Below are 25,083 nucleotides of genomic sequence, written 5' to 3' on the forward strand. Positions count from 1 at the left end.
TTTGTATGGTGTTCAGGAATCACTTCAGGATCCGGGACTTTTCCTTCTCGAACTCTGCTTCGCTGATGTGCCCTCTCTCCTTGAGATCTGCGAGCTTTTCGAGTTCTGAGGCCCTCCCATTCGAATTTTCAGAGCTGCTATTCAGAGATGATGCGGACCAGATAACCGCCGCAACCCATCCGAGGAAGGTCCATCCCAGGAAGAGATTGAGGGCAAATATCCCTCCGCGACTTGGGTGGTTCCTGCTCTTGGCGTTGATCGTCGGCAGGAAATACAGAACCACTCCAATGAACAGGAGCATCAGAGAACCTTCGGTACCTATGTCGTCAAGCATCCATTCCCACCCAGAATTTCACGATTTTTCAGAAATTACGGCAGTATACCGCTCTCGTCAGCCCTGCGCTTTAGGTGCATGCAGTGCTTGCCATATCTCTCCGCCAGGGCGAAGTTGTTTTGCGACCCTGCCTCTCGCAGCGGGTCGCAATGCCTCAACCTCGAACTTCATCATCTCCTCGATAGACTGGCTGGGCGCGATAGAACTACCAGTTACTACTGCCGCAATCCTAACGTTTACGGCGGCCTGCTCTTCGCCGCGCTCCAGCCAGTCTGAGGCCGGGCTGTCAGCATTGAGGTCCCTGTAGAACCAGTCTCCCACCAGCTCATTGATCTTTCTGAGTAGCTCTTCTCTATCGTAATTCACGTGGCCTCCTTTTCTGATTGAGGCAATTTAACACTCGCCAACGTGCACGTGTACGACTACGTCAGTTTCGATAGCCCTGCTGCCTCTTCAAGGTGTGACAGACGGCGCTCCAGCAATTCATCTGCCCTGCGCTTTTCTTCGATCATCGCCTCGGGAGAAATAGGGGAGTCGACCTGGGCCGCGTCTTCTCCGTCCTGATCCTGTTGCTCTGCCATACAATTCTCCTAGTTGAGGGGGCGTGGCTGAAGGCTTTCATCAGCCCTGGATGGAAGTCCAGTAGCCGCGAACCTTTGCACCGTAGTAGCGTTTCGCCTCCAATCACCCGCCCCGGTCCCTTGCCGGCAAGCCCATGGACCTGGGCAGTTATGACCGTGGAGGTCAATTATGGAAGAGCCCGTAACCCAGCAGACCTTGATCGATACGCTTGAGCTATTCAGCAAGCATGCAAAAGATGAAATCGATCGCGGGCAGCTTTTGAGTGCCGTCAACTACCGTGCTGCCCAAGTTCTATCCGAAAGACATCTCATTGGCTTCAGATTCACGAAGATGGTGACTGGAAGGTACATAGCACGCAAAACAGGGCCAGTGCTCACTCCGCTAGGCGAGAAGGAACTGGAGCGCATCCGCGCGAAATAGCGCTCGCTACACCTGCGTCGAGTTGTTGCTAGCCCGGCGCAGTTCTTCGCCCAGGCCTTCCGTGTCTAGCCAGAGCCTAGTTATCTCGGCCTGTAATCTGCCGGCCAAGCCGCTCAGCCCAGAGCCTTCAGAGGTATCCCAGAAGCTTTCCTTAAGCATCTCGGTCATGGTAATCACGCCGCGCTCAAGCTCTTTTAGCCTGGCCAGTTCTTCCGCATCGCTGGCAATTGGCGAATCAGGAATATTTGGCATGGCTGCTGAAAAAACCTTGCTTCCACTCATTCTGCGATCCTCATCATTACTCGTCGCTGTCTTCTGTCAGTGCGACCTCATCCAGGGCGAATATCACCTCGTCGACCAGGCGCCTGGGAAGCGGCAGCGGGTGCACTTCTAGCCAGTCAGTGATTTCCCTGGCCGAAAGCCTCAGCGGCTGCACGGCAGTCGCACCAACCAGGTAGCGCCGGCCGCGCGCTGCGTTGCGGAACGCGTTCAGCAGGCTGCCAGTGATCACATCCAGTTCCGGCTCATCCGGTACCGCAATGCGCAGTTTCTGGTAGATCAGGCTTCGCTTTTCGGTTCGCTGACCCCACTCCCGCTCCCATTCGAAGCGGGCGACTGCTTTCCCTTGATCTCGTCCTGTTCTGCCCGGTTGTCGGCGGCAATGGCCGCGGCGCGGCGCAGGACGAAGTAGAAGAAGTCAGTATCACCGCGCAGCATTTCGGTGCAGGTGTTTTCGCTGTACGCCAGCGGCTTGCCATTCTCGTCTTGGGCGCCCTGCCAATCCTTGACGATGAACGATGCCAGGAGCAGGCAGTGGTTGTCGTGCTCGGACTTCTCGCCCTCGATCACGCCTACAGCCTCCTGGCCGAACTGAGCATCGTTGCGCGCCAGCCGGCGGCGCATACGCTCCAGCGCGATTTGGTACTGCTGGTTGTCCAGCGGCATCAGCAAAATCTTGGTGTCGGCATCGAAATCTTCCCAGCGCGCCTCAGCGTTCTTGCTGGTGTCGATTTTTTTCAGCTTGAGAGCCATGGGTAATCCTCACGCCACGCCATAAAAAAGGCCGCACCAGGTGGCGTTGTCCTGGTGCAGCCGAAAGGTGCTGCGGGTTAAGCAGTGACCGTGACGTTCGAGGTCGCGGTCTTGGTGTTATCGGAGGCGCTGGTAGCGGTGATGACCGCAGAGCCTGCCGAAACACCGGTTACAAGGCCGGAACTGCTGACGGTGGCCACCGATGGGGCCGAACTGGACCAGGTTACGTTCTGCGGCGAACCGCTGGGCTGGGCCGAGGCCGAGAGCTGGCGGTTTGCGCCAACGGCAATGGATGCAGTGGCCGGGGTTACAGCAACGCTGGCCACGGGAACGAACGGCACCCGGGTGATGGTCGGAGCCTGACGCGCAACGGTGTAATTCAAGGTCAGCTCGATTATCGAGCGCTTGTCGCCGTTCGGCAGGTCGCCGTCGACTTCCAGCGACGGGAAGCTGAAGAGGTACGAATTGCCCAGGCCGTCAGTGATCGGGAACGAGACCGAGATCGGCAGGCGGGAGAAGGTGTTCTTCCAGATCTGCCAGGAGGCCTTCGACCAGGCCAGGGTGATGGTTCCGGTAATTGCAGCCTCGGTAGCGATCAGAGCGCCGGGCCCCAGCTTGGTGGTGCCAATGCAGCGCTGCGCCTGCAGGGTGTTGTCCAGGCTCATGGTGATGGCCGAAACGCAGGCCTCGCCTTCCAGTGAGCGACCGTCCACCAGCAACGTGCCGACGTTCAGGTTCGACATGAACGGCGTGTTGGTCGGCGGGTTGATGGTGCCGGCTGGCGCGGTCTCGCCGTCGGTGTAGTCCATACCCATGAGCGTGAACGTGGCGGTGATCTTGCCGTCGCTCGGAACATCGAGCTGGAAGACCGAGACATGCATGCCCTTGAACAGACCATACACGCCGACATCATTGAAGTTCTTCGCCACGGTGAAGGTGCGGCGAGTTTCACCCACGGTCAGCACGTTGTCAGTCCAGGTGCCGTAGAAACCGGCCTCCATGAGCTTGTCGAAAGTGCCGTAGGAAAGTTCGCCGACGATATCGCCCTGGATGTCAGCACTGCTGACCACCGATCCCTGGCTGATGCGGCTGGCCGAGATTTCGTCGCTGGTCTGGGTATTGACCGTGGGGCTCAGGGTGTTACTGGTGAAGCGGAGCGTATCCCAGGTGGGGTTTGCGGGTGTTACGCCCGGAGTGACTTCCGGGGTGAGAAGCGTGGTTTGACGTGCGCCGGAACTCATTGGAGTCTCCTTTCTGCGGGCATAAAAAAACCCGCTCTCGGCGGGTGGGTCTTGGTGGTTCTGGTCAGCCGGCGCGGTACCGGACGTTCACGTTGATCTGGTGGTAGCTTTCGAAGTCGCCAACATCCTGCTGGGATGCCTCAAGGCACTCAATATTGCCGCTCTGCCAGGACTGGAAGTGCTCAGACAGGGCGTCGGCCAGCTTGTTGATCGCTGACAGCCCGGTTGATCGGCGGCAGAAGCACTGGATCACAACTTGACCAGGCCGGCGGTAATGCGGCTTTTCTGCCATGCCGGCGAACGCGGCCGTCGCGTACTGGATCTCGAAGGCGCACCAGAGGCCGGTTGCGGGAGGCTTGAACACCCCACCATTCGGATATTCGGCGTTCGGGTACTCAATCCGGCCCTGCTCTATTCCCGTGAACGAAGCCATGCGGGCAGTGAGCGTCTTGCGGACTGTCTCGAAGGGTACGGTCATATCAACTTCTCGGTGACGGCGATGAAGGAAATCCCGTACACGCCTTTGGGTGCCATGCGGCTGTATCCGTCAGGCGTGATCTTGATGCTTGGGCCGCTCGGATAGCCGCCGAACTCGATGATCTCGCCGTACACGCTGTTGTTCTGCACGAAGACCGTGCTGAAAGGTTTCAAATCGGTCAGGGCGGCACGGGCCGCGCTTCTGGTCTCAGTGCCGAGGATGTCCAGCTTGGTGTTGACGCTGTAGTCCTCAGCGCCTATCGACACGATGTTGTTGGCCATGTAGTTGCCGCTGTCGATCGGCGCGCGGACTGTGATCTCCTCGACCAGCTCGATGACGATGCTGCGTTGCATCTCCACCAGGTCTTCTTCGATCTGGTCGGCGAACAGCACGGGCGACAGCGACCAGCCTGACATCAGGTTGCCCTCAGCTGAATCTGGTAGTGCACACCAACTGGGTCGGTGGTGGCTTCCATAACCCGGTATTGCTTGGGCTGGCTGGTGATGAGGTCGGGCGCGGTGACGATGTGCTCGGGCGCCGGCTGATCGGTGACTTCGTTCACCAGGGCAATCAGCCTCACATCGGTGGCCAGGATGTTGATACCGTCGACCTGGTCCTTCTTGTAGCGGCTCAGCACGCCGCGGCCGGTGTAGATGACCGGCTGGGCGGTGGTCACCTCCTCTACCGGATCCCAGACGCCTTCGCCCGGGTAGGTGCCGGTGAAGTCGCGCACCGCCTCAGCGAATGCTGTATCGAACAGGCGCCCGAACGACGACTGCATGGTGCTCTTGATCGGCATGTCACACCGCCTGGCTGGTCTTCCTGAGTGAGTATTCGACGACGCAGCGGCAACGGATGCGCTCATTGAGCGGAGCCCCGAGCGAGGTGTCGCACGGGAACATCAGCATCGCGCCGCTCGGCGAGGTGAATGGCTGATCGGCCAGGACCACCTGCCCGTTCATCGCTGCATGGGTGTGCCTGACCTTGCTGTCCCGCATGGATCGCCAGGTCTTGGCAAAGGTGTACATGCCATTGCTGCGCGCCGTGAGCTGCTTCCAGCCCTCCTCGCGCCCCTTGTTGTAGGCCTCGGAGGTGTTGGTCTGGGCCAGCGCCTCGGCATAGGTGCCAAGCAGGCGCTGGGCATAGGCTGAAGCCGCGCGATCGATGATCGCCTTCGGCACCGGCCGGCTCTGCTCAATCGCTTCGCGCACTGCAGCATCAAAGGCTGGGTCACGACGCAGCCGGGTAAGGTACTCGCGCATGCGCGCGGGGTCGCCACTTGCCAGCTGGTCGCGCGCTCGCTGGGATGCCTCGGCAGCCGGCCCATTCAGGCCCACAACGCCGCCGGTGCGCCGCCCGGTCTGCTTGCTCATTCGACCTGCCAGGTTCAGCGCAGCGGTTCGCGCCGTATCGCCCCGGTAACGCCCCATGGACAGTACCACCCGCACAGCTTCGGCCTGCTCGCGGGCAGCCTGGTCGCGCAGCGCGGCGGCCTGACTGGCCAGGAACGAGGTGACGTCAGGATGGCCCATGTCGACCTCCCGGCGAACGCCTGGGATGATGACCGCCACCAGCTCCTTACTTGCGCCCCGGGCATACACCGCGCGAAGGCGCTCGACCAGCAACGCGAACAGCCCAAGGGACAGGATTTCGGCTATCCGGTCTTCATCGTTGTCCTCGACCGCCTGCTCAAGCTCGCTGATGCTCACATAGCGCACGGTCTGCGCGACCTGATCCAGGTAGGCCTGCTGCACCTCGATCTCAAGGCGCTCGATCTCGGCCTCTACCTCGGAGGCCTTCATACGACAAACACCGCCACACCGCACAGCCTGTTACTGCGCAGGAGCGGGGCCACCAACTCATCCACTACGGTCAACACCGGGCGCGTCGGGACGCCGCCATCAGTCGTGGCCGTGGCCTGGTACTCGATCTCCAGCACGTCTACCTTCTGCCGCTTGATAGCCTCGGCGGCCACGTAGTCAGGGCTCAGGCTGCCAGGGTTCACCAGTTCGCGCAGCGCCGCCTCGTAGGTGGCCCGTTCAATCTCCGCTGGCACCTCGTCAGGCGGAATGGCCGCGCCTTCGTTGTCCGTTGCACCGGTGCGGGGCCACTGCAGCTCCTGCGCCCGGCCACCGGTCTTCACGCCGGAGAACATCGACTCCCAGCGCCCGCAGCTGTTCTGCTGCTGGTACTTGCCGTCGATGTAGGCCGATGCCCTGATCAGCGCCGCCTGCTTCGCTTCGTCACTGCCGGCCCAGGCAGCATTCGCCCGGGCAGAGTGGTAGGCGTCGGCGCCTGCGACGGATCCGTAGAATTCTGGCATCGGGATGTCTCGAATAAGTGGGCGGCGTACCGCCCGGGGTTGTTACGGGTGCTTGGCCAGTTCGGCCTGCAGCTCTTCCAGGGTGACGTCGTCGCCGACCTGGATGCCCTTCTCGGCGAGCTTGGCGATTGCCTCTTCCTTGGCCTTGGCCTCAGCCTCGGCCAGTCGCTCCTGAAGGGTTTTCAGGCTGGAGTTCTTGCCAGCCTCGACACCCAGCGCCTTCAGCTTGGCGAACAGCGCTTCCTTGTCGCCATCGTCGGCCTTCGGCGCAGTGCCGGAGACCTTCAGGAAGTCCAGGCGCGATGCCAGCTTGTGGCCCTGCTCGGTCAGCTCGACTTCGCGGGATTCGCCCGGGGTGAGGAACACCACGCCAGAGGCTGTGTGCACACCCTGCGGCGCCTTGGAGTTGTTGGTCACTTTCATGGTGATCTCCTATCAGGCAGCCGGAGCGGTGATTTCGTCGAGGTACGCGAAAGCGCCTGGCAGGCGAATCTCGGTACCGCCGGTGCGGGCGATGATGCCGGTCTCGAAGCCCATGATGGACTTCTGGCGCGGCGCCAGGACGCGGCGAGGCATCGGCAGGTGGAAGCGAACCACCTCCGGGTCCTTACGGTAGGCAACCAGACGACCACCGCCATCCTGGGATGCGTTGCGTGCCTCGCGAAGCGGCTGGATGTCCAGCGCCTGGCCGGTCTCGGCGGTGTAGATGTTGTTGCGACGGATGAACTCCAGCACGGTCATGAAGCCGTCACCAGCCCCCATACGGCGGGTTGCCAAGTCACGGAAGGCGTCTGGCGGCATGCGCAGGGTATCCGCCCATTCCACTTCGCTGGTGTTGGTGCGGACGCTGCTCAGCACGCCGTTGATGTCAGCCAGGATCTGGTCGACGGTCTTGCTCGCCCAGAAAGTCGAACTGCCGGTGCCGGTTGCGGCCGCGTCAGTGCGGGCAACGATGGTGCTGTTCAGCAGGCCGGTCCAGTTCTTCTCGGTCGAGCCGCGCATGGCGATGCCGTTCAGCAGGCGCTCAACCTTGTCCGCGGCGCTCATGGCCTTGGTGTCGTTCAGGTTGACGCCATACAGCGCAGCCTGGTTGATTTCTTCCAGGTTCCACTCCCAGCCGGAGCCGATCATGGCGAAGTCGTGCGACGCCTGATCGCGGGTCACCTGGTTGAACGGCATGTCGGTACCGGCGCCGCTGAGGAACTTGGCCTCGCCGGCGGTATCGACGGTGAAGAAGGTGGTGCCGATAGCCCACGGCTGACCTTCGGTCACGACCGGCACGTGCGCGGCGTAGTTGAAGGCTGGGTAGCGGCGTTGGTAGACGCGGGTCTCGATGTTGCGGCCCTGGGCCAGAACGAACGGGAGCGCCGCCTGAGCGTCTTCGAAGCGAGTCATGTTGTAGTTCCCTCGGCCTTAGGCGGAAGCGATCGGGCGCAGGCCCATGGAGATTTCGACGATGTCGCCGTTCGCGCCGGAGGTGTCGAACACGACATCAGGGAGCGGGCCGACGATGCCAGCGCCGGTAGCGGCGACGTAGCGGTTGGTGGTCGGGTTGTAGAACACCTCGCCGCCGTCCACGACAGCGCCGCCGGCCTGGACCTTCATGCAGCCCATGGTCATGAAGGCACCGGTGAAGTACTGCGGGTAGCCGTCGACGAGCTGCGAGCCCTGGGCAACGGGCGGCACTGCCGGGTTCAGTACTGCGAACCCAATGAACGTGCCGGCGGAGAAAGGCACAACGCCGTGGTCACCAGCGCCGCGCTGGACTGGCACACCAAAGCGGATGCCCTCAGCGTTCTCGACGGTGCGGGAGATCTTGTTGCACTTCTCCTCGCTGGCAATCTGGCCAACCAGGCCCTTGGCCGGGGCGTTGCCGTAAGTGGTTTGGTAGGTAGCCATTGCTGGTTCTCCTTAGGCCTGGGCCGGGCGGTGGGCGGTTTGCATGTCAGCGATCATCTGCAGGCGCGCCTTCTCGGCGTCGTCACCGGTGGTCTTGCTGTCCTGCTGGATCATGTGCTGGCGGAACGGGTCGCCGGACGGGTTCTTCGCGGCGTCTTCAAGCAGCAGATCGAAGCGAGCGTCGATGTAGGCCTCGGTCTTGCCAGCGATGGCTGCGTCGCCCAGCTTGGCGATGACCACGGCCTTGCGGATCTCGGCGTCGCCCTTGCCGGTGTAGTCGGCATCGGCGATGGACTTGGCCTTGGTGATCAGGTCGGCACGAGCCTGGACGCGCTTGTCAATGTCAGCATCGCTCAGTTGCTTGGCCTTCAGTCCGTCGATTTCGGCGTCCTTCTTGGCCAGCTCGTTATCCTTGGCCGCCAGGGCCACGGCATGCGCGTCGGTCAGGGTCTTGATGTTGACGCCCGCGTCGGCCAGCTGCTTGGTCAGCTTGTCGATCGCCTGGGCGCCCTGGTCGGTGGTTTGAACGGACAGGCCATCAACAATGACCGTGCGCAGGAAATCAGCCATGTGATGGCCTCCTTTTGGGGGTGTGGGGTCGTTATCACCGATGCGAAGCTTCTCGCCGCCCCGAGCGCGATGCTCCAGGCTCAGGTGATTCATTTTCATGGGGCCGAGGTAGACGTCGAAGTGCTCGCCATCCGGGGTCTTGCCGTCCTGGAACACCACTTCAGCGCCGTAGCCCATGGAGAGCTCACGCTTGCCGGCCTCGTAGTCCTCGATAGCCTTGGCGTCCATCAACACCAGCGGCACCTTGACGAACTCGCCGTCGCGAACCACTTCACCGCCGGTCTGGCCAATGGCGTGGTCTTTCCAGTTCTTGGCATTGACGCCCTCGCCGCCCGGGTGGCCGTTGGTCATGGGCCGGTAGGCGTAGGACTGCATGGCGTCCTTGTGGAATACCGAGCTCTCCGGCCGGTACACCTTGACGATCGGCTTGTCGCGCAGGCCGTGCTCGTTGTCCGGGTCGATCTCGGTGCCCAGGTAGTCCTGGATGCCGGTGCGAGCGACTCGGGCCTCGGCCACCAGGTAGCCGTCAGCCGTCCGCCGCACATTGGAAGCGGTGACAGAGTCTTGAAGGATCATGGTTTACCTCAGGGCTGCAGGTCTTCGAAGATTTCCGGCCCGAATTCGATCTTCCCGCGGTACGGCTCGACCTTGCTTAGGTCGAGATCGCCAGCGGCGTAGGTGATAGTCACGTGCGGTTGGTACTCCTCGTAATCCCACGAAGCGCCGGCTTCACGGATCTGCATGTGACGCCAGGCCAGTTCGGACGAGTTGAACAGCAGCACGACTGCGCCCTCGCTGCCCAGCGGCTCGACCAGACGCGCACCGCCCGGGGCGACGGTTAACCCGCCGTCCTGCCGGCTGCCCCAGTCGCCGCCAACCTTCATCCAGTCCAGCGCCTGCCGGCTGTATGCGACGGTGACGTGCAGATCATCGGCCGGCACGGTGGTGTCGAAGCCCTGGGCCTTGGCCCATGCCAGGATGTCGGCGCCGTTGGTGACCTTGCGCTGCACGTACAGCGGCCGCGGGGCTGCGTCACCGAAGGAGGTAGTGCGCGACGGGGTCTTGTTACCCTCCTCGTCGATCCCCGAATCTTCCTCGTCCGGCAGTTCGGCGCCGAACTTCTTGATGGCCGCCTCCAACCCAGGCATGACACTCTGCTCGACCAGCAGGTTTACCGATGCTTGCGATAGCGCGTCGCCTGGGAACAGGCCAGAGTCCTTGAGCACCTTGATGGTGTCCGCCGTGGTCTTGCCGATGTCGGCGCGCTCCTTGGCGGTTGGCTGCCAGAGCGGCGCCCAGGTGTAGTGAATCTCTTTCGGGCGATCACCCAGCGCAGAGCGGATCAAACACTCGTCCAGCACGCCCATGGCCGGCTTGATATCCAGCTTTTGCCGAGACGCGACGTTGTCGTAGTAGTTGCGGGTGTTCTCTTCGCCGTTCGCGCCAAGGCCGCTCGATGGCTGGCCAAACATGCGCGTGATGGGAACATCGAATGCCCCGGCCACGCCCTGCTCCGTCTTGGCAATGACATCAGGCAACGTGCTGAAGCTGGCCGACTTGGAGGTATGGGTCTCTTGGCCATCCAGGATCAGCGTACCGTTAATGCCCTTGGCCGTGGCCGCCAGGCGCAGGCGCTCGAGCAGCTGCCGCTCGTAATTCTTGTCCTGCATGCTCGTCATCAAGTTAGGGATGTTGATGACGTCGATCTTTGCCTCATAGACAAGGCTGACCACGTTGGCCACGGTCTCGTCGTAGCGACGCACGGCAGGCAGCGCCGCGAGCAGAACCGAGTCACCCCAGCCGAAGGCTGTACCAACAGCCAGGTCAGGGTCTGGATGAGGCGTGCCGACAAAGATCACCAGACGAGACGGGTGAATCTCCACCATCGACCCAGGCAAGCGGTAGGCCTTTGGCTTCCCGTAGCGAGGGCTCTGCGGATCCTGCTCGATTTCCGTGGCACTGAGTTGGCGTCGGGTCATTACCGCCAGGTACTTGATGCCGCCCTGTCTGATCCGATCAGGCTTCAGCTCAGAGGCCGTGTCGCGGTCACCTGTGCCGATGAACACCGCCGCACCGCCGAACAGGCGGGCCTTCAGCAGCGCCTCAAGGATCTTGCCCTTTACATTCAGCCGCTCTTCCTCGGCCTCAATGAGCTCGATCTGCTTGTTCTTGGCCTGCCAGCTGCGCCAGTTACGGCACGCATCAATGGCAGGGATGCTGACGCCCTTCTGCGCAGTCCACGAGCCGCGAAAGGCGTTCAGCAGCTGCAGGTCGTCCATCTCAGGAATCGCGTAGTGCGAGTGGAATGCCTTGTCGCGCGCAGTACCCAGTCCAGCGACAAGGTTCTGCAGGCTGTCCTTGAGGAAGGTATATGCGCTCATTGGTTGCTCACGTTTGCGAGTGTGTAGCCGCCCGCAATCGGGAAGCGCTGGACAATGAAGTACCCCAGTGCGTCGACCGGGTCTTCAGTGCCGTCCTTGTTTGGTTCGCCCTTGTCGGTGTAGGCCTGCTGCTCAAGGACTCCAGTGGTTACCGGGCAGTTGTCGGTGTTCACTAGGTAGCGCCTCTGAGCCTCACCGTTGAGGAACATGGCGTTGACGGCCAGAACCCTATCCCTAACCTCGGGATTGGATGGGTTTACCATCACAGGGAAGCCTGCGGCCCGAAGCAGCGTATGGTCGGATTCGCTGCCGTTGACGCTTTTGCGGTTCTTGCCACTGGCATCGGGATAGACCGTGATGCTGTGCCCGGGGAAGCGCCGCTTCAGTTCTTTGATCATCGCCGGCGTATCGAACAGGCTTGTGGCCTCTTCCAGCAGCATGGGCAAACCGTCGCGGATTACGTGAATCGTGGCCGCCATCCGGTTGATGTTGAAGTCCATACCGACATGAAGCTGTTCGCCTGGGCGGATCGTGGCGTTGGTGTGGTTCTTGTGTCGGCAGAAGTTCGGGTAGACGCTGCCTGACGTCAGGTTGACGAACAGGCCGTCGATGTAAGCATCCACCAGGTTGGCCGGGTAAGACCTGCGCAGCGATGGGATGTAGTCCTTTGGCAGGTTCTTGGCGTTCTGCCGCGTGGAAGCGTGCACGATGCCGTAGAACTCCTTCTGCGCTGGGTCTGCGGCCAGTTCTTTGACGAACTTGCGATATACCCAGTTGAAGCCCTCCGGCGTGGTGGTCACGTCGATGGTGTTCTCGGCCCGGCTGGGCCAGACCGTCGACATACGCGCGATGATCTTCTTCCAGGCGCTGTCGGCCTTCTTGATCGGCATGCAGTCGATCTCATCCACCAGGGCATGAGCGATGTTGAAGCCCACGATCTTGTGGGGGTGCTCCATGCTCTTGCAGATGATGGTGGACAGGAGGCGTCCACGGCGGTCCCTGAGGTGCACACGCTTGTTACTTGGCACGATGTCAGCGATCAGGCCGAACGCCTCAGCAACGACCGGAATGGTGTCGTAGAAGATGTCCGCGATGTGCGGGTACGTCGGCGCGAAGTAGCCCTGCGGGATTCGCGGGTGCTCCAGCGCGTTGATACATAGCCTCACGCAGCCAACGAAGGTCTTTCCGCTGCGATAGCCGCCCACGAACGCAGAGAACTTTTTCGGGTGGCTGATGAAATCGAACTGGGGCTTATTCAGCTTCAGGGTCGCTTGCATCTTCAACCCCAATGATTACTTGCTTGGGCTCCGGCACATCCTTGTCTGGATCTGCCAGTTCGCGCTGAAGCTTCTGGATGTTCAGTCGCTTGATCTCATCATCCAGCGACTTGTCAGGCTCGACCTTGCGGTTCAGGTAGACGTCCCCAACCTCTTTTGCAGCCTGCTCCAGGATCTGGATGGCGAGGGCCATGTTCTTCATGGACTCAGCCTTCTCTACCATCCTGCCCAGCGCACGGAGGCGGTATGCGCGATTGGCGATCGGGATATCGGCCGTCTCCTCACGGAAACGCCTACGGGTGTCTTCGAACAGGGTCACCCAGCGCTTGGCCAGGCCCTTGCTGCTTGCCTTGGTTGGGTCGTGGCTCTCTACCTGCTGTCGGGTAACGACGAGTCCGAATTCACTCTTGACCGCCTCCGCCACCTGGGAGGGCGTGTCGAAGCACGCAAGGGCCTGCACGATGAAGCCCTTCACCTCGTTTTTCAGGGCTGCCATATGGTGTCATCCGTCTTGGGCCTGTCTGGAATCAGGCCGACCTCAGTAGACAGGTTCCGCAGGCCCTCGAAATGTTGATCTTGGCCACCTCAGGCGGCCGGCTTGCAGCATCGATCAGCTGCTGTACGTCGTGGCTCGGCCCATAACGGCGAACCACCCCGACGAACTCTTCAACGTCATGGCCGCGCATCTCAAGCTTGGGCATGCCGTCATCGCCGAATGCTGGGGCGCCGTACTTATCGAGCTTGTGGCCGATGTGGTAGAGCTCGTGCTCTACCAGAGCGCAGAACTCGGCTTCGCTGCACTGGGCGCAGTAGTCGCCGGCCAGGGTGATGAGGAACTCAGGCTCTTCGCCGAACCAGTCCCGCATCTGCTGCTCTTGTCTTGCCTTCTGCCACCCTCCTGCACGGATCATCAGATGCTCGGCCTGGCCCAGCACCGACCTTCCCTTCTTCGCGAAGCTGGACGACGCCCACATGACACCGATGCTCGCATCCATCAGATGGGCGTGCTCTTCGTTGTGGATGCTGCCGGTGGTAGCGAGGATCTCGGCCTGTATCCACTCCCATACATCAGGAGCTGGGCGCAGCGTGAGGAAAGGCTGCTCAATCAGATCAGCCGGTGGAATTGGTCTTCCCATTCAGCCTTACCTCAATCCTGATTCCGCGCTTTATCCAGTAGCTGAGCCGATCAGGGCATGGCTGACATCCGGTCGCGCGTGCAAAAGCGACGACGCCTGCCAAGTAGAGCCCGAGCCACCACCTATGGCGGCATGAGACACTCGCTCTTACGATCGCCATTCTGCAGCCCTCGCGCCACGAAACGGCGCACCTCGATTTTGTGGCGCGGATCAATCAGCCTTGCGGGCCGGCAGTTTGAAGTCAGTGACGCGGTCGGCAATGTTGCGCACCTTCTCGACACCGAGGAAGCCGACCCACCCACCTACGAACGTGGACATGCTCTGCGGCAGGCCGAAGAACTCCAGGCCGCTGATGATCGTCAGGGTCAGGCCTCCGCAGATTGCACCCTCGACCAACATCTGGCGACGGGAGCCACCGCCGTAGGTGATCCGCAGGACCGCCATGGCGCAGGACAGACCGGCCGCGTATAGCAGGGGCGAATGCTGGCTCAGCCATGCGAGGGCGATCGCCCAGGTGTCTGGTTTGTCTGGCATGTTAGACATCCGAATGCCCCTCCCTTTCGGGGAGCGAGTTTGATCCGACCCACACAGCACTCCCAGCTCGGAGCAATGGGTGTGGCGGGGCCGAAAACGAGAAAGCCCAGGTCTAATGCCTGGGCCTTTGAATGATTTGTGTGGGTCTTTCCCCACCTGTCCGCCGAAGACCATTCCAGCGCTGGCACCCTGATGCACCAGTCTCGCCGGTCCAGTCTCGCGCCATCCACCTGCATAGTGAGGGAGTGGATGCGTGGGCTGCCGGTGTTTTTCCGTACACCACACTACCGGCTAGCAGTGTCCAGGCTGTCCTGTTAGGGCCTGCCCTGGCTGCAGTTGCGTTTCTTGCTGGAACAAAAATCCCGGCGCGTGGCCGGGACTCTTGAGGCCCTCTTCGGGCAATAAAAAACCCGGCGCGATGGCCGGGTCTTGTGATGCGTTTGCCAAAGGCAAAATTGTCAGAATGGCGAAATATTGTCACCAGCCGGACATTTCGTCAAGCGGCCATTTTCATCTCTTTCAACACCCGTGAAACGGGCACCAGCGCATCACGGTCAAGGTCGCTGCATGCGGCGAAACAAGCGTCGATGAATCCCTCCCATTCCCTCCCCCATTGCTCCGATGAAAGCTCAAGTCCATGGATGGCCAGCAGCCAGGCGCGGAACACCTCTGGCGTTGGGCAAGGGTCGATCCCCTCGCTTTGCCCGCCCTGGTGCAAGCGTCGATACCGATGCAGCACTCCAGCAGCAACCGTGCGAGCCTTTTCGAACTTCTTGGCGTACATCTTCGGCCCGGCGTTGTAGGCGGCCACGAACACCAGCTCTTCGGCCTGCTCGCGGTCATCGTCGCTCTCGACCGGGTTGTACATCCAGCTACCGAAGGCCCGCAGCGGCTCCGACAGCGTGCCGATGGCCGCCTGAACCCCGCCGGCAAGCGCCTGGTGAACGGCGTGGCTCGCCTTGCGCTGTTTCTGCGTGGTCTGGACCATGGCGCCGAGCAGGCCCAAGTTCTCGATGAAGGCGCCCTGGCTATCCCAGGCCGTGTAAAGGCAATCGTGCCAAGCTTGCCGTGCGCTGTTCAGTTGCATGCCCTTGCCCTCTTCTCCGCCCGACGTACCAGGAACTCTTCTGCATAGCGCTTGCGGCGCACTGCACCCGCCCAGGACAGCGCCACACCACCCACCACCATGAGGGTGGCCAAAATCAGGAATCCCCATGCTGGTGTCATGCTGCTTGCTCCTGTGGCTGGATACGGACGCGCACAGCGCCGCCCTTGATCGTTTCCTTGCTCACCCTGATCTGGGTGGCGAACACGTTGTCGTCGATCCCCAGGGCATCCGCCAGGCCGTCACGGCCCGCCTTGAACATCGCCAGCAGGTTGTCGTCGTCGCGCCGGCGGCGATCTGGCGGAACGAACTCGAGCATGAGCAGCGCTTCACCCTTGGGAGCCTGGATACCGGCCTGCTTCGCCAGCAGGTGGCAGGCTGCCCGGTACGACTTCGCCGCCTTGCTCTTGCGCGACCAATGCACGCGGGCGTTCGGGCTGCATGCGGCCGGCGGCCACGGTAGTGTCAGTTCCGTCATGCGGCCCCCTTGATGGTCAGAATCCCGGCCCGAATCAGGGCCTCATGCGTCTCAGCGATTGCGCGAGGTATGTCGGACCAGTCCACCTCGCCCTTTCCCCGACCATCGAGCACGTCATGACAAGCACTGCAGGCGTAGACCGCGACGGTGTCGAAGCCCTTCATGCCCATGCCCTTCTGGCCGCATGGCAGGTGGGCCAGGACGGTGGTGGCCGGGTCGAAGTTACAAGTCCCTGGAATTCTGACTGTGCAGTCCTGGCCGCGGGCGCTGTCGCGGACCTTCTTCGATACGACGCGCATTCAGTACCTCCCATCCCACAGATCCTTCTGGCTCCAGCGCACTCCGTGTTCAGCCCCAAACGCTGCGACCCATTCCAGGAGGCTCGCGCACTGCTTCACGCTCAGCTTGCTTGTGCGCTCGTACACGACGTCGAACCCGTTGCCGTCAAGTGCCGGTATCAGTTGAGGTTGTTCGCCCGCCTCACGCAGCCAGGCGGCAGTCAGGAGGCGCTTCCAGATCAGGACGTCCCACTTCTTGCCGGCATGCTCGACCTGCTTTGAGATATCGCTCAGGCAGGCATGGAGCTTTTTGTTCTGCTCACCGCTGCGGTCCTGGTCCTTGATGACGATCTTCTTGGGGCGGGTGAAGTCCTGGGCCTGCAGGATGCCGAAGAGACGATTGGCGTCGGCCATGCTGTGCATCACGAAATCAGTCATGGCTCGCCTCCTTTCCAGCTGGATTAGTCAGCCAGTGCAGCGCCAGCGGGCCGCATGTGACGACCATCAGAATGATCATCGGGCGAAGAGCGCCATCAACGGCAACGCCGATGGCCCCGTAGAGAACGCACAGAAATAACGCAACTTGAACCCGGGTCACTGGTCCGCCTCCTTGGCCATGGCCGCCGCATGCAGCTTCGCTACGCATCCAGCAAGGTCGTGCTTCTCTTGGAAGTACTCACTTGCATAAGCGCCCCAGGCAGCCACTTCCTCGGATGCTTCCAGCAGCGCCTTGCGCAGCGCCTCGTTCTCAGCCCTGAGCTGGTCACGCTGACGCATCTGCGCATCGCGCTCGGCAAGGAATGCGGTGCGCCAGGCTTCATGCCGCTCGATCTCCGCGAGCAGGGTCAGGACGGTTACCGGGTCAACCTCGCATGCCAGAGCGTTGTAACGGCTTTCGTGTTCGATAAGGTCAGAACCGGAGTAATCGCGCGCAGCCTCAGCCAGCGCCTTCAGCTTCTCTTTGTCGATGGTCATGGCGCCACCTTCAGGCCGGCTTTCTCCAGCGCATGGATGGTGTAAGCAGGGGTTTTCGAACACATGGGGTCGGTCACCTTGGTAGCCTTTTCGGCATCGAACACGGCCCGGCCGCCGCCACAGGCCGCGTAGTCGGCGACCCAGTGCGATGGCGCACACAGCTCCGCCGCAACGGCTTCTCGGCTGGCATACCAGAACAACCAGTAACACTGCGCCGCATAGTTCAGGTACTCGCCATCCTCACCCTTGGCCAGGTGGCCGGCGAACAAGCCGCCCTCAGAGCTGAGCGCGAATTTCTCGAACTGCTCGCGGCTGATGTCGCGCATCTTGTTGGTGTCCATCAGTGCTTCTCCCCGGTCAAATCCCGGAATACCCACACCACATTCGTGCCGCTCAGGCGTGGCGGCTCGACGTAGCAGGCCTGCCGGCCATCGACGAACACCTGTCCGGCATGCGTGTGCACGCGTTCGCGCTCCAGGCCCTCCAGCAGCGAGCAGCCAAGGATGCGCTCCACGCACTCTTCGATCTGCGCCTCGAAACGGCGGCAGGCAGTGAGGTAAATCTCGGTTGCGACCTGCATCACTTGCCCTCCTGCATGGCCTGGCCGATTTCGCTGGCTGCACGAACGATCGCGGTACGGAGCGCTTTGCTGCGGACCTCATGCTCGTCAGCGCCTTCGAACCAGTGATCGTCAGCGTCTTCCATCCACTTGGCTTCACCAAACGGGCCGACATAGAACCTTTCGCCTCCACCGTTGCGCTCGACCTCGAAATTGAGATCCACAAGCAGCTTGAGCGCATCGCTATCGTCTTGGAGCGGTCGCCACAGGCGGTAGGAGTCGCGGCTACCAATGCGCAGGCAATTACGGGCGGCCTCGTAGCAGAGGACCGGGCGGATTCCAGCAGCCTTCGCCGCCAGCTCCAGCAGTTGTTGATCGGACATGCTCACACCGCCTCCCCGGCCGGCTGCCCGGCGCGCTTGATGTTCAACTTGGCCAGCAGGTGTGCACGGCACGCGGCAGCACCACTGGGAATTTGCTGGACTTCGAGCAACCGAGCCTGGCGTTGGCTGGCGTACTCGTCGGCCAGCTCGGCGGCGCTCTTCTGGCTGTCGTGGCCGATGCCTGTGGCGATCTTGCCGTCGAGCGGCTGCCCGTCCTGGGCCCGGCGCAGCACGATCTGGTAAGCCCGGTCGAAACGTGCCTGCAGCCCCTTGTCGTTCTGCTGGGCGGCGCGCAGGTCGAACAGGCCGGTGGCCACGGCGGCGATCTTCACGCCCTCATGGCTGTACACGCCCAGCAGGGCCTCGACCCAGGCGGCCGCCGGTGCCGGCATGCCGAAGTCCTCAGGGGTCGGCTGGCACATGGCGATGAACTCGCCCACGCTCGGCGCGAAGGGCCTCTTGAGCTTGCGGCACTTCTCGATGCCGAACTCGATCTGCTCGATGGTGCGGATGCCCTCAGCGGCGAACTCCTTGATCCACTCCTCCTTGGCAGCCGCCAGAGCCTCGGTGGATGGCCAGGCTTGGCGCCAGGCAGGGAAGATGCCGCGCAGACGGCGGAACAGGTCGTTGACCACCTCGGCGGTCTCCAGGGAGACCACCACCGGGCCGCCGTGCAGTTCTGGCGGACGGTTGGCCATCGCAGCCATCAGTTGGTTTGCTGATTTCATGGGCGCACCACCAGGTTTTCCGCCCATGCAGTGCTGTCGAAGTCAGGCTCGCTGCTCTGCCGTGGCGGGAACTGCTTCACGTTCGAGGCAGCGGCGCGGTTGCGGTCGTTCAGCACCCACTTGACCAGCATCTGCACCCATTCGGCCTGGGTGTTCACTTGGCCGCGGGGCTCGTAGTGGGCAGTGAATGCGCGACGTGCCTCCTCGGTAAACAGGTCAAGCGCTACGCCTGAGTGCACCGCATAGGTTTTCAGGAGCTTCGGTCCTGGCTGCCAGTCGAGGGTCATCTCGCTGGGCATGCGAGGGTCGACAGCCTCCCGCGCAGAGAGAGGGTTTTGATCTTCTCTTCTCTTCTCTTCTCTGGTCCGCGTTTTGTCCGCACTGCTTGCGGACGGATTGCGGACAGAATCGGACTTTCGAGAGGCCCGCTTGCGCTCACTGTCGTTGGCGCGGCGCTTTGCACTGGCCCCGTTGTGCTCGTCAAAGCGAGGCATTACAAGGCTTCCGCCCTCATCGAGCTCGGCCCATTCAACGTCGATCATTGCCTGTGTGAAACCCGGCCAACCGATTACCGCATCCATGGCATCTGTGGTGTACCCATGCAGCACGCCATCAGCAGAATGGGTATCGAAGATGCTCCAGGCGACATGCAGTCCACCAATCACCCGCAGCCTGTCCGCACGCAATGCGGACACCATGCGGAAAACTTTCGGATGGGTCTGAAGGTCAACGCGCATTTTTATCCAGTCTCCGGCCATTACGAACGTCCTGCGCCGACCAAGCCGGCGAGCTCAATGAAGCGATCCACATACCAGTGAGGCTGCGTTTCGCGAGGGCATTGGGGGCTGGTCAGGTTCTTGCCGTAGCGCAACCCCTTCTCAGTGATTGCCCAGAAGGTGACCACCTCCTGCTTCGAGTTCTTGCGCTGCATGACCTTGAGCACGCCGGCCTGCTGCAGAGCTTTGTTGAACGACGCGGGCGACATGCGGATGCCGTTGTCCTTGAGCAAGGTGGTCAGCGCTTTGGTCGGCAACGAACTTCCGCCAGCTGCGTCAGTCGGCGCATCCACCGCATAGCTGGGCAGAAACTTCGGGTCGAGCCCGTTGCTCTCGGCGATCTTGGCGAGCATCTGCACTTGGCAGGACGCAGCGGGCTTCAGCAGGCGCGTGAAGCACTCCATGATGGCGATCTCGCCTATCACCTTAGTGCCGTTGGCCATCACCGCCTGGCGTGCCTCAGACTGGCCTTCCAGCTCACGCCAGCGGCGAATGACCTTCATTCGCAGGCCGGCGCTATAGCCGGTCAGGAGACAGTCGGTGTGCTCGCGGTCAAGCAAATACTCGACCTGCTCGCGGTTCTGCCCGTCCAAGTAGATGTGCTCAAAACTGAGTACATCTGCTTTCAGCTCGGCCAACATGGCCACAATGTCGCGCTTCACGTTGGCGTGACGCTTGCCAGTCAAGCTGGCGATCTCGCGCGACGACATCGTGCGCGCCACGAAATCGTGGTTCGCATTTTGTGGCGCGAGGGCTGCGGTATTGCTTTGGATGGTCTGATGCATATATGATGACCTCACACAAGCGTTACGAATGCAGTACAAGAAGCCGGTCTAGCCACCGGCTTTTTTGCGTCTGCGGTTTGGGTTTTGGTGTTTTCAACGGCAGTTCCTCATGAGTCCCTCAGGGGCTTATAAGCCCTTGCGAAACGACCGAACGTTGCTTCGGCCAGGCTCTGTTCTCGTCATTCGATCGAGAGCCTCATTGATGATTTGTGCCGCCAGTTGCTCAGGGGTTAAGCCCTTCTGCCTGGCTAGAAACGCCAGATCCGAATTGCCCTTCCCGTCGAGCTGGATTCCCAGCTCTTTGCTTTCTGGCACAGGGCCTCCTCGGCCACTTCAGGCCACATCAGTCTTCGGGTTAAGCTCTTGCATCATCTGGTCGAGCCCACGCTCCAGAATCTCCCTGGCAAGCACAGCTTTCTGAGTGCGCTTGAATCGAGCCATTGCCGAGAGCAGATCGTCGGAAGCCTCATCCAAGCGAACCTTGGTGGGCTTGTTGTGCAGGTGTTCAGGGTCGTAGTACGACACGGCGGGTTCCTTTGTGGTTGAAAGTGGTTAAGCAGCGGTTTTCTTGGCGCTAGCGCTGGGCTGGGAAGCATCGTCCTGGGCTTCTTCCTCCAGGGCCTTGAAGACGTCCGGGCGCGCTACGCGCAGGAACATCATTCGGGCACGAGGAATGCCGTGCTTTTTCCAATCGCTCACCGATGGCGGGCGTACCTCGCACAGCTCGGCTACGCGAAATGTCCCGCCCAGAGCTTCGATAATTGCGCTGGGGTTCATGCCTGGTATCTCCGGCTGGAATCTTAGGTAGGGATATTAGGCATACCTTTTATTCAGGTCAATAGGAATACCTTAGATGGCAGCTGTTAGGCTCCCCTAATGAGCACACTTCAAGAACGACTTCGGCAGATCATGGCCGGGCCTCCGAAAATCTCGCAGGCCGCATTGGCGCGGGCGTGCGGCATCAAGCCGCCATCCGTTAACGATTGGATTTCAGGCAAGACCAAGACCATCGAGGGTCAGAACTTGCTATTAGCTGCCGAATTCCTGGGGGTTGCGCCCAAGTGGCTGGCCACCGGTCGCGGCCCCATGCGCAAGTCTGCAGGCCTGGCCGAGGGCTCCAATGTGGAAGCGGCCCTGCAGCCGACCAGGTCCTTTTCCTACCCAGAAATCAGCTGGGTCCAGGCAGGCACCGCAAGGGAGGTGGTTGAGATGGGTAACGTCGCGCTATGCCCTCAGCACACCTCGGACGTATGGGCTGGAGAGGATGCGTTCTGGCTCAGGGTTATGGGCGACTCAATGACTGTTTCGTCTGGTAGTCCCTCATTCCCCGAGGGCTTCCTGATCCTGATAGCCCCGGACATCGAGCCGAGGCCTGGACAGTTCGTTGTCGCCAGGATGATCAGCACCAACGAAGCCACCTTCAAGCAGTTGGTACGCGACGCGGGCGAGTTGTACCTGAAGCCGCTCAACAGCTCCTACCCGACCAGAGCGGTAGATGACACCTGGGAGATCGTAGGGACAGTCGTCGACGGGAAAATGCCGAAGTCGATCTTCCTTTAGGTCGATCAAGCTACACCTAGTGATAGCATGACGCCTTTCCTCAAGGAGAGAGTCATGCGAAACACCCTGGCAGCATTTATCATTACTGCAACCTTTCTGACTGGCTGTGCTCCGGTTCAGCCTGGCTCCGGCGGATATGCCGCAGCGCCAGCCAAGAAAGAGCCCCACGTTTTCAAGCCGCGCCCCTACACCTATGACAAGGAATCGCCAGAGGCGGCCAACTTTGCCAGCCAGCTCGATATGCCGGCATTCCAGTGCGATCTGGAGGTAATGCTGGCGCGCGATGCTGTTCGATATGGTCTGCGCGACCTGCAAACCGAGTACAGCAACTCATTCATGGAGTGCGTGAAATTCGCCCACGCCCAGGGCAATGAGGCTGTAACTCGGCTGAAAGCGTCCAAAGTGCCGCCCAAGCAACTGGAGCTGAGCAAGGATCTTTACGCCAAGTGGTCCGCCTATCTTTCCTCGATGAGCCCATACCGAATTCCTGATCATCGTGCAAAGTCTGATTACCAGGCCGCAAAGCAGGCTCTGGCCACCGAGGTTAAATTCTCGAAGTAAAAAAATCCGCCGCCTGAAGCCCGCCCCGCGCGGGCTTTTTTGTTCCTGCGCGAAAAAAGTTAGGAATGCCTATTGACGAGAAAAGAAGGAATGCCTAATGTTCACATCACCGGGCGGCGCTACACAGCCCCTCGGGAGGCCCTCAAGCCTCACCGCTCTTTACACAACCAGACGTGACCCAACGACGTACCGGACAACCCGGTGGTGAGAAAGCTAAACCGTCGTCCATGCAGCCTCTGGATAGCTGCCGGACTCCCCTCATGGGAGGACGCCAAACCATGCAAGCCAGCCGGGAAGAACACCGAACACGAAATGTGTGACCCGGCCAGGTGGGAATAGCCGCGGCGACGCGCATGGGGAGGAACAAACACCACAGGAGGAACCAGCCAATGAAGTAGCAAGCCCAGCCGGAACACGGACCGGCAACCCACGACGGACTGCCCACCCAACGGGCCGCAGAGCTGCAGTTGACAGTCGTGTAGCGAACACCTGACCCCATGACCACCCCGCCGAGGCCGAACGACGCGAGGTGATAGGGAAGCTCAAGGCCAACCCAACTGAGAGCAGGGCCGTCGGCGGCTGAGCTCGAGCGATCACCGCTGATGCAATAACCCGGCCTGTCGCCAGTAGCGAGGCCGGGATTTCACCAGGTGCCATTCCATGAGTGGCATCCGGGAAATCAACCGCCCTGGAGGGCACGGGAATGCTGAACATCAACGAAGAAGCACTGAAAACCGCAATCGTGGCCCAGGTCACCGATCAGCTCCTTCGCGAGGACGAAGACCTATCCGACCTGGTCGCGAAAGAGGTGAAGAAGCGCATCGACAAAATCTTCGATGAGCGCGTGACCGCGCAAATCCAGAAGGCAATCGACGAGACCATCAACGGTTCGTTCGAGCGTGAATACCGCCGTGTTAATCAGTGGGGCGACCAAGAAGGCCCGTCCACCACTCTGCGCAAGGAACTGGAGAAGACGGTTACTGCCTACTGGAACGGCAAGGTCAACCCTGGCGATGGAAAGCCAGCCACCAGCGATTACAACTCGGTTACACGGGCGCAGTGGCTGATGACCAAGATCTGCGCTGAAGACTTCAGCAAGGAAATGCAGCAAAGCGTGACCAACGTTACCGGCGCCCTTAAAGACGGCCTGCGCAAGCAGATGGCCAACCAGATGGACTCCCTGCTCAACGACCTCTTCAAGGTCCGGAGCCTGCAGGACCAGGGCAAAGTCGAAAAGCCCTATTGATTCCCTGACAGCCGGAAAGACGGCCCGATGCCCTGCTCCCCATCGCAGGCTGCATCGGAGTGTGATCTGAATGCGCAGGCTGATGCGCTGCGAGCGGGTCTAAGGTGCTTGCGAACGCAACGACGAGGGCGGTTCAACTCCGCCTTGCATCCGAAGCTAACGATGACGCTAGGAATGCCGGGGATCAGCACCGGCCAGATCACACCCCGATGCATCCCGCATCCCCTTTCCCTTCACTTCGACCGCATTAGGCAGGCGCCAGGCCACCTTTCACGGTGGGTTTGGTCACCCGCGCCTGGCGTCTGGCCAATGCGGTCGCACAACCATCTGGATAAAGCCATGTATTCGAAAAGCCCACAGCTCCTCAAAAAGCAGAGTCGCTTTGAAGCCCGCATACAGCGGAAGGCGCGCAAAGCTGTGCGCATGAAAGCGCTTCAGCTTGCCACTTTCACCGAGTAACCCACCACCTGGAGGCGACCATGGCCTACGAAGTAATCGTGGAGGAATACGTCCTCCAGTGCGAAATCACCTACTCCAATTCCGTGAAAGGCAATCCGAATAGCTGGGCAAGTCCGGACGACTTCTACGGCTACCGCGAAATGGAGTTTGAAGTTGTCTCGGGTAACACCTATGACGACGAAGGAAATCCAGTTGACCTTGGCAAGAACGGCTGCGCTGCGGCTGCTGAAATGTACGCCGAGGAAATCGAAGAGATTCTTTGGGAGTACCTGGAAGACAAGGCCGCTGCCGAAGCTGAAGACAGGTATGACGATATTCGCCATAGCAGCTGGGAGGCGGCATGAACAAGAAGACCAGGCAGGATGTGGTGAACATCATAAATTCAAGATTTGAGGCCATCTGCGCAGGGTACAACGACACACTGCGCGGCGAATTAGCAATGGCTATTGATCTGGCCGGCCTAACTGGTGCGATTGATATCATGGATCAGCGCAACTACGTCGAACGCTTGAACCGGATAATCAATAGAGCCCATCAGGCCTGGGCTGACGTCTACCGCAAGCAGGAGGCATCATGACAACCCCGCCCGTGAAGTCCTTGATTGACGAACAGCTCGAGCAGATCGAGCGCAGCCTGGCGATCATTGGTGCAGGCGTGCCGCGCGACCTTCCAGTGCAGCAGCTGCCGCCAGAGATCGTAGCTGCGCTCAAGGCCGGACAGATAGCCGTGAGGCCGGCCCAATGACCCGCTACCAGCGCGCCCGACGCCTGGTCATATGGCGGGGCTCCTTCTCTGCCCTCTTTGCCTGTACCGCCTTCATGCTGGCCAGTGCTCTGGCTGGCAGCATCACTTCTTGAATCACGTAGCCGAGCACGGCGGCCCCTCGGGATAACCGTACCCATTCGGGAGCGTAAGCGGTCGAGAGCGCGCAATCATCCACCGCAGCCAGGGCCTGGAGCGTACCTCCGTGCCTGGGTGACCTG

Annotated in this window: 43 protein-coding genes; 7 read left to right on the forward strand and 36 right to left on the reverse strand. The window is 61.0% G+C overall.

Going from position 1 to position 25,083, the window contains the following annotated elements; all coding sequences use genetic code 11:
• Positions 1–19: 19 nt before the first annotated feature.
• The 3 genes from ACIP02_RS14150 to ACIP02_RS14160 all read right to left on the reverse strand — a co-directional run bounded on the left by ACIP02_RS14150 (position 20) and on the right by ACIP02_RS14160 (position 915).
• A complete protein-coding gene (locus tag ACIP02_RS14150; protein WP_400617430.1) occupies positions 20–301 on the reverse strand; it encodes a superinfection immunity protein in 282 nt (93 codons plus the stop codon).
• A 90-nt stretch (positions 302–391) separates the two neighbouring features.
• On the reverse strand, positions 392–700 hold the full coding sequence (locus ACIP02_RS14155; RefSeq protein WP_400617431.1) for a hypothetical protein: 309 nt from the start codon (positions 698–700) through the stop codon (positions 392–394).
• A gap of 56 nt (positions 701–756) precedes the next feature.
• Positions 757–915 (reverse strand): hypothetical protein, encoded by a 159-nt coding sequence (locus ACIP02_RS14160; protein WP_400617432.1) that lies wholly within the window; start codon positions 913–915, stop codon positions 757–759.
• Positions 916–1,084: 169 nt separating this feature from the next.
• On the opposite strand from ACIP02_RS14160, the gene ACIP02_RS14165 reads away from it, so the two are divergent.
• Complete coding sequence (locus ACIP02_RS14165; RefSeq protein ID WP_400617433.1) at positions 1,085–1,336, forward strand: hypothetical protein; 252 nt, start codon at positions 1,085–1,087, stop codon at positions 1,334–1,336.
• Positions 1,337–1,342: 6 nt separating this feature from the next.
• On the opposite strand, the gene ACIP02_RS14170 is transcribed toward ACIP02_RS14165, so the two are convergent.
• From ACIP02_RS14170 to ACIP02_RS14330, 33 genes are all read right to left on the reverse strand, one after another.
• Positions 1,343–1,618 (reverse strand): hypothetical protein, encoded by a 276-nt coding sequence (locus ACIP02_RS14170; RefSeq protein WP_400617434.1) that lies wholly within the window; start codon positions 1,616–1,618, stop codon positions 1,343–1,345.
• Positions 1,619–1,634: 16 nt separating this feature from the next.
• Positions 1,635–1,847 carry a hypothetical protein gene (locus tag ACIP02_RS14175; RefSeq protein ID WP_400617435.1) on the reverse strand — a complete coding sequence of 71 codons (213 nt, stop codon included), beginning with the start codon at positions 1,845–1,847 and terminating at the stop codon, positions 1,635–1,637.
• 47 nt (positions 1,848–1,894) lie between these two features.
• Positions 1,895–2,368 (reverse strand): hypothetical protein, encoded by a 474-nt coding sequence (locus ACIP02_RS14180; RefSeq protein ID WP_400617436.1) that lies wholly within the window; start codon positions 2,366–2,368, stop codon positions 1,895–1,897.
• 77 nt (positions 2,369–2,445) lie between these two features.
• Positions 2,446–3,609 carry a phage tail tube protein gene (locus ACIP02_RS14185; RefSeq protein ID WP_400617437.1) on the reverse strand — a complete coding sequence of 388 codons (1,164 nt, stop codon included), beginning with the start codon at positions 3,607–3,609 and terminating at the stop codon, positions 2,446–2,448.
• A 64-nt stretch (positions 3,610–3,673) separates the two neighbouring features.
• Entirely contained in the window at positions 3,674–4,087 is a 414-nt protein-coding gene (locus ACIP02_RS14190; RefSeq protein ID WP_400617438.1) for a hypothetical protein, read from the reverse strand.
• Complete coding sequence (locus tag ACIP02_RS14195; protein ID WP_400617439.1) at positions 4,084–4,503, reverse strand: HK97 gp10 family phage protein; 420 nt, start codon at positions 4,501–4,503, stop codon at positions 4,084–4,086. Before ACIP02_RS14195 ends, ACIP02_RS14190 begins: the two co-directional genes overlap by 4 nt.
• Positions 4,503–4,886 (reverse strand): hypothetical protein, encoded by a 384-nt coding sequence (locus tag ACIP02_RS14200; RefSeq protein ID WP_400617440.1) that lies wholly within the window; start codon positions 4,884–4,886, stop codon positions 4,503–4,505. Before ACIP02_RS14200 ends, ACIP02_RS14195 begins: the two co-directional genes overlap by 1 nt.
• Position 4,887: 1 nt before the next feature.
• Positions 4,888–5,889 (reverse strand): phage minor head protein, encoded by a 1,002-nt coding sequence (locus ACIP02_RS14205; RefSeq protein WP_400617441.1) that lies wholly within the window; start codon positions 5,887–5,889, stop codon positions 4,888–4,890.
• Positions 5,886–6,410 carry a DnaT-like ssDNA-binding protein gene (locus tag ACIP02_RS14210; protein ID WP_259139432.1) on the reverse strand — a complete coding sequence of 175 codons (525 nt, stop codon included), beginning with the start codon at positions 6,408–6,410 and terminating at the stop codon, positions 5,886–5,888. The genes ACIP02_RS14205 and ACIP02_RS14210 overlap by 4 nt, the downstream gene beginning before the upstream one ends.
• 42 nt (positions 6,411–6,452) lie before the next feature.
• Positions 6,453–6,833 (reverse strand): hypothetical protein, encoded by a 381-nt coding sequence (locus ACIP02_RS14215; protein WP_400617442.1) that lies wholly within the window; start codon positions 6,831–6,833, stop codon positions 6,453–6,455.
• 12 nt (positions 6,834–6,845) lie between these two features.
• Positions 6,846–7,805, reverse strand: coding sequence for a DUF2184 domain-containing protein (locus tag ACIP02_RS14220; protein ID WP_400617443.1), 960 nt, complete (start codon positions 7,803–7,805; stop codon positions 6,846–6,848).
• 18 nt (positions 7,806–7,823) lie between these two features.
• The gene (locus tag ACIP02_RS14225; RefSeq protein ID WP_254506239.1) at positions 7,824–8,309 is read right to left on the reverse strand and encodes a hypothetical protein; all 486 of its coding nucleotides are present in this window, start codon (positions 8,307–8,309) and stop codon (positions 7,824–7,826) included.
• Positions 8,310–8,321: 12 nt separating this feature from the next.
• Entirely contained in the window at positions 8,322–9,455 is a 1,134-nt protein-coding gene (locus ACIP02_RS14230; protein WP_400617444.1) for a DUF2213 domain-containing protein, read from the reverse strand.
• Between the two features lie 8 nt (positions 9,456–9,463).
• A complete protein-coding gene (locus ACIP02_RS14235; RefSeq protein ID WP_400617445.1) occupies positions 9,464–11,260 on the reverse strand; it encodes an anti-CBASS protein Acb1 family protein in 1,797 nt (598 codons plus the stop codon).
• Positions 11,257–12,537 (reverse strand): terminase large subunit, encoded by a 1,281-nt coding sequence (locus ACIP02_RS14240; RefSeq protein WP_259139420.1) that lies wholly within the window; start codon positions 12,535–12,537, stop codon positions 11,257–11,259. The genes ACIP02_RS14235 and ACIP02_RS14240 overlap by 4 nt, the downstream gene beginning before the upstream one ends.
• Entirely contained in the window at positions 12,512–13,033 is a 522-nt protein-coding gene (locus tag ACIP02_RS14245; RefSeq protein ID WP_259139418.1) for a DUF2280 domain-containing protein, read from the reverse strand. The genes ACIP02_RS14240 and ACIP02_RS14245 overlap by 26 nt, the downstream gene beginning before the upstream one ends.
• 31 nt (positions 13,034–13,064) lie before the next feature.
• A complete protein-coding gene (locus ACIP02_RS14250) occupies positions 13,065–13,673 on the reverse strand; it encodes a putative metallopeptidase (RefSeq protein WP_400617446.1) in 609 nt (202 codons plus the stop codon).
• 210 nt (positions 13,674–13,883) lie between these two features.
• Positions 13,884–14,216: a phage holin, lambda family gene (locus ACIP02_RS14255; protein WP_114942248.1), complete on the reverse strand. Its 333-nt coding sequence runs from the start codon at positions 14,214–14,216 to the stop codon at positions 13,884–13,886.
• A 487-nt stretch (positions 14,217–14,703) separates the two neighbouring features.
• The gene (locus tag ACIP02_RS14260; protein WP_061202712.1) at positions 14,704–15,294 is read right to left on the reverse strand and encodes a hypothetical protein; all 591 of its coding nucleotides are present in this window, start codon (positions 15,292–15,294) and stop codon (positions 14,704–14,706) included.
• Positions 15,285–15,434, reverse strand: coding sequence for a hypothetical protein (locus tag ACIP02_RS14265; protein WP_400617447.1), 150 nt, complete (start codon positions 15,432–15,434; stop codon positions 15,285–15,287). The genes ACIP02_RS14260 and ACIP02_RS14265 overlap by 10 nt, the downstream gene beginning before the upstream one ends.
• The gene (locus ACIP02_RS14270; RefSeq protein ID WP_400617448.1) at positions 15,431–15,790 is read right to left on the reverse strand and encodes an endodeoxyribonuclease RusA; all 360 of its coding nucleotides are present in this window, start codon (positions 15,788–15,790) and stop codon (positions 15,431–15,433) included. Before ACIP02_RS14270 ends, ACIP02_RS14265 begins: the two co-directional genes overlap by 4 nt.
• On the reverse strand, positions 15,787–16,089 hold the full coding sequence (locus ACIP02_RS14275; protein ID WP_024717839.1) for a nuclease domain-containing protein: 303 nt from the start codon (positions 16,087–16,089) through the stop codon (positions 15,787–15,789). Before ACIP02_RS14275 ends, ACIP02_RS14270 begins: the two co-directional genes overlap by 4 nt.
• Positions 16,090–16,506 carry a recombination protein NinB gene (locus ACIP02_RS14280; RefSeq protein WP_024717838.1) on the reverse strand — a complete coding sequence of 139 codons (417 nt, stop codon included), beginning with the start codon at positions 16,504–16,506 and terminating at the stop codon, positions 16,090–16,092.
• Positions 16,499–16,666, reverse strand: a complete 168-nt coding sequence (locus ACIP02_RS14285; protein ID WP_161775559.1) for a hypothetical protein — start codon at positions 16,664–16,666, stop codon at positions 16,499–16,501. The genes ACIP02_RS14280 and ACIP02_RS14285 overlap by 8 nt, the downstream gene beginning before the upstream one ends.
• Positions 16,663–17,043 carry a hypothetical protein gene (locus tag ACIP02_RS14290; protein ID WP_400617449.1) on the reverse strand — a complete coding sequence of 127 codons (381 nt, stop codon included), beginning with the start codon at positions 17,041–17,043 and terminating at the stop codon, positions 16,663–16,665. Before ACIP02_RS14290 ends, ACIP02_RS14285 begins: the two co-directional genes overlap by 4 nt.
• Positions 17,040–17,384, reverse strand: a complete 345-nt coding sequence (locus ACIP02_RS14295; RefSeq protein ID WP_400617450.1) for a hypothetical protein — start codon at positions 17,382–17,384, stop codon at positions 17,040–17,042. The genes ACIP02_RS14290 and ACIP02_RS14295 overlap by 4 nt, the downstream gene beginning before the upstream one ends.
• Complete coding sequence (locus ACIP02_RS14300; protein WP_400617451.1) at positions 17,384–17,623, reverse strand: hypothetical protein; 240 nt, start codon at positions 17,621–17,623, stop codon at positions 17,384–17,386. Before ACIP02_RS14300 ends, ACIP02_RS14295 begins: the two co-directional genes overlap by 1 nt.
• A complete protein-coding gene (locus ACIP02_RS14305) occupies positions 17,623–17,985 on the reverse strand; it encodes a hypothetical protein (RefSeq protein ID WP_400617452.1) in 363 nt (120 codons plus the stop codon). Before ACIP02_RS14305 ends, ACIP02_RS14300 begins: the two co-directional genes overlap by 1 nt.
• Before the next feature lie 2 nt (positions 17,986–17,987).
• Entirely contained in the window at positions 17,988–18,713 is a 726-nt protein-coding gene (locus tag ACIP02_RS14310) for a replication protein P (RefSeq protein ID WP_400617453.1), read from the reverse strand.
• Positions 18,710–19,471: a DnaT-like ssDNA-binding domain-containing protein gene (locus ACIP02_RS14315; protein WP_400617454.1), complete on the reverse strand. Its 762-nt coding sequence runs from the start codon at positions 19,469–19,471 to the stop codon at positions 18,710–18,712. The genes ACIP02_RS14310 and ACIP02_RS14315 overlap by 4 nt, the downstream gene beginning before the upstream one ends.
• On the reverse strand, positions 19,471–20,274 hold the full coding sequence (locus tag ACIP02_RS14320) for a Rha family transcriptional regulator (RefSeq protein ID WP_400617455.1): 804 nt from the start codon (positions 20,272–20,274) through the stop codon (positions 19,471–19,473). Before ACIP02_RS14320 ends, ACIP02_RS14315 begins: the two co-directional genes overlap by 1 nt.
• A gap of 333 nt (positions 20,275–20,607) precedes the next feature.
• On the reverse strand, positions 20,608–20,799 hold the full coding sequence (locus tag ACIP02_RS14325) for a hypothetical protein (protein WP_400617456.1): 192 nt from the start codon (positions 20,797–20,799) through the stop codon (positions 20,608–20,610).
• 27 nt (positions 20,800–20,826) lie between these two features.
• The gene (locus tag ACIP02_RS14330) at positions 20,827–21,051 is read right to left on the reverse strand and encodes a hypothetical protein (protein WP_070572872.1); all 225 of its coding nucleotides are present in this window, start codon (positions 21,049–21,051) and stop codon (positions 20,827–20,829) included.
• A 99-nt stretch (positions 21,052–21,150) separates the two neighbouring features.
• On the opposite strand from ACIP02_RS14330, the gene ACIP02_RS14335 reads away from it, so the two are divergent.
• The 6 genes from ACIP02_RS14335 (at position 21,151) to ACIP02_RS14360 (ending at position 24,844) form a co-directional block, all read left to right on the forward strand.
• The gene (locus tag ACIP02_RS14335; RefSeq protein ID WP_400617457.1) at positions 21,151–21,834 is read left to right on the forward strand and encodes a LexA family protein; all 684 of its coding nucleotides are present in this window, start codon (positions 21,151–21,153) and stop codon (positions 21,832–21,834) included.
• A gap of 54 nt (positions 21,835–21,888) precedes the next feature.
• Positions 21,889–22,395 carry a hypothetical protein gene (locus ACIP02_RS14340; protein ID WP_400617458.1) on the forward strand — a complete coding sequence of 169 codons (507 nt, stop codon included), beginning with the start codon at positions 21,889–21,891 and terminating at the stop codon, positions 22,393–22,395.
• Positions 22,396–23,098: 703 nt separating this feature from the next.
• A complete protein-coding gene (locus ACIP02_RS14345) occupies positions 23,099–23,641 on the forward strand; it encodes a hypothetical protein (protein ID WP_400617459.1) in 543 nt (180 codons plus the stop codon).
• A 479-nt stretch (positions 23,642–24,120) separates the two neighbouring features.
• Positions 24,121–24,444 carry a hypothetical protein gene (locus ACIP02_RS14350; RefSeq protein WP_400617460.1) on the forward strand — a complete coding sequence of 108 codons (324 nt, stop codon included), beginning with the start codon at positions 24,121–24,123 and terminating at the stop codon, positions 24,442–24,444.
• On the forward strand, positions 24,441–24,677 hold the full coding sequence (locus tag ACIP02_RS14355; protein WP_400617461.1) for a hypothetical protein: 237 nt from the start codon (positions 24,441–24,443) through the stop codon (positions 24,675–24,677). The genes ACIP02_RS14350 and ACIP02_RS14355 overlap by 4 nt, the downstream gene beginning before the upstream one ends.
• A complete protein-coding gene (locus ACIP02_RS14360; protein WP_400617462.1) occupies positions 24,674–24,844 on the forward strand; it encodes a hypothetical protein in 171 nt (56 codons plus the stop codon). Before ACIP02_RS14355 ends, ACIP02_RS14360 begins: the two co-directional genes overlap by 4 nt.
• Positions 24,845–25,083 lie beyond the last annotated feature (239 nt).

This window comes from Pseudomonas sp. NPDC089408 (genome assembly GCF_044749445.1).
GTDB lineage: Bacteria > Pseudomonadota > Gammaproteobacteria > Pseudomonadales > Pseudomonadaceae > Aquipseudomonas.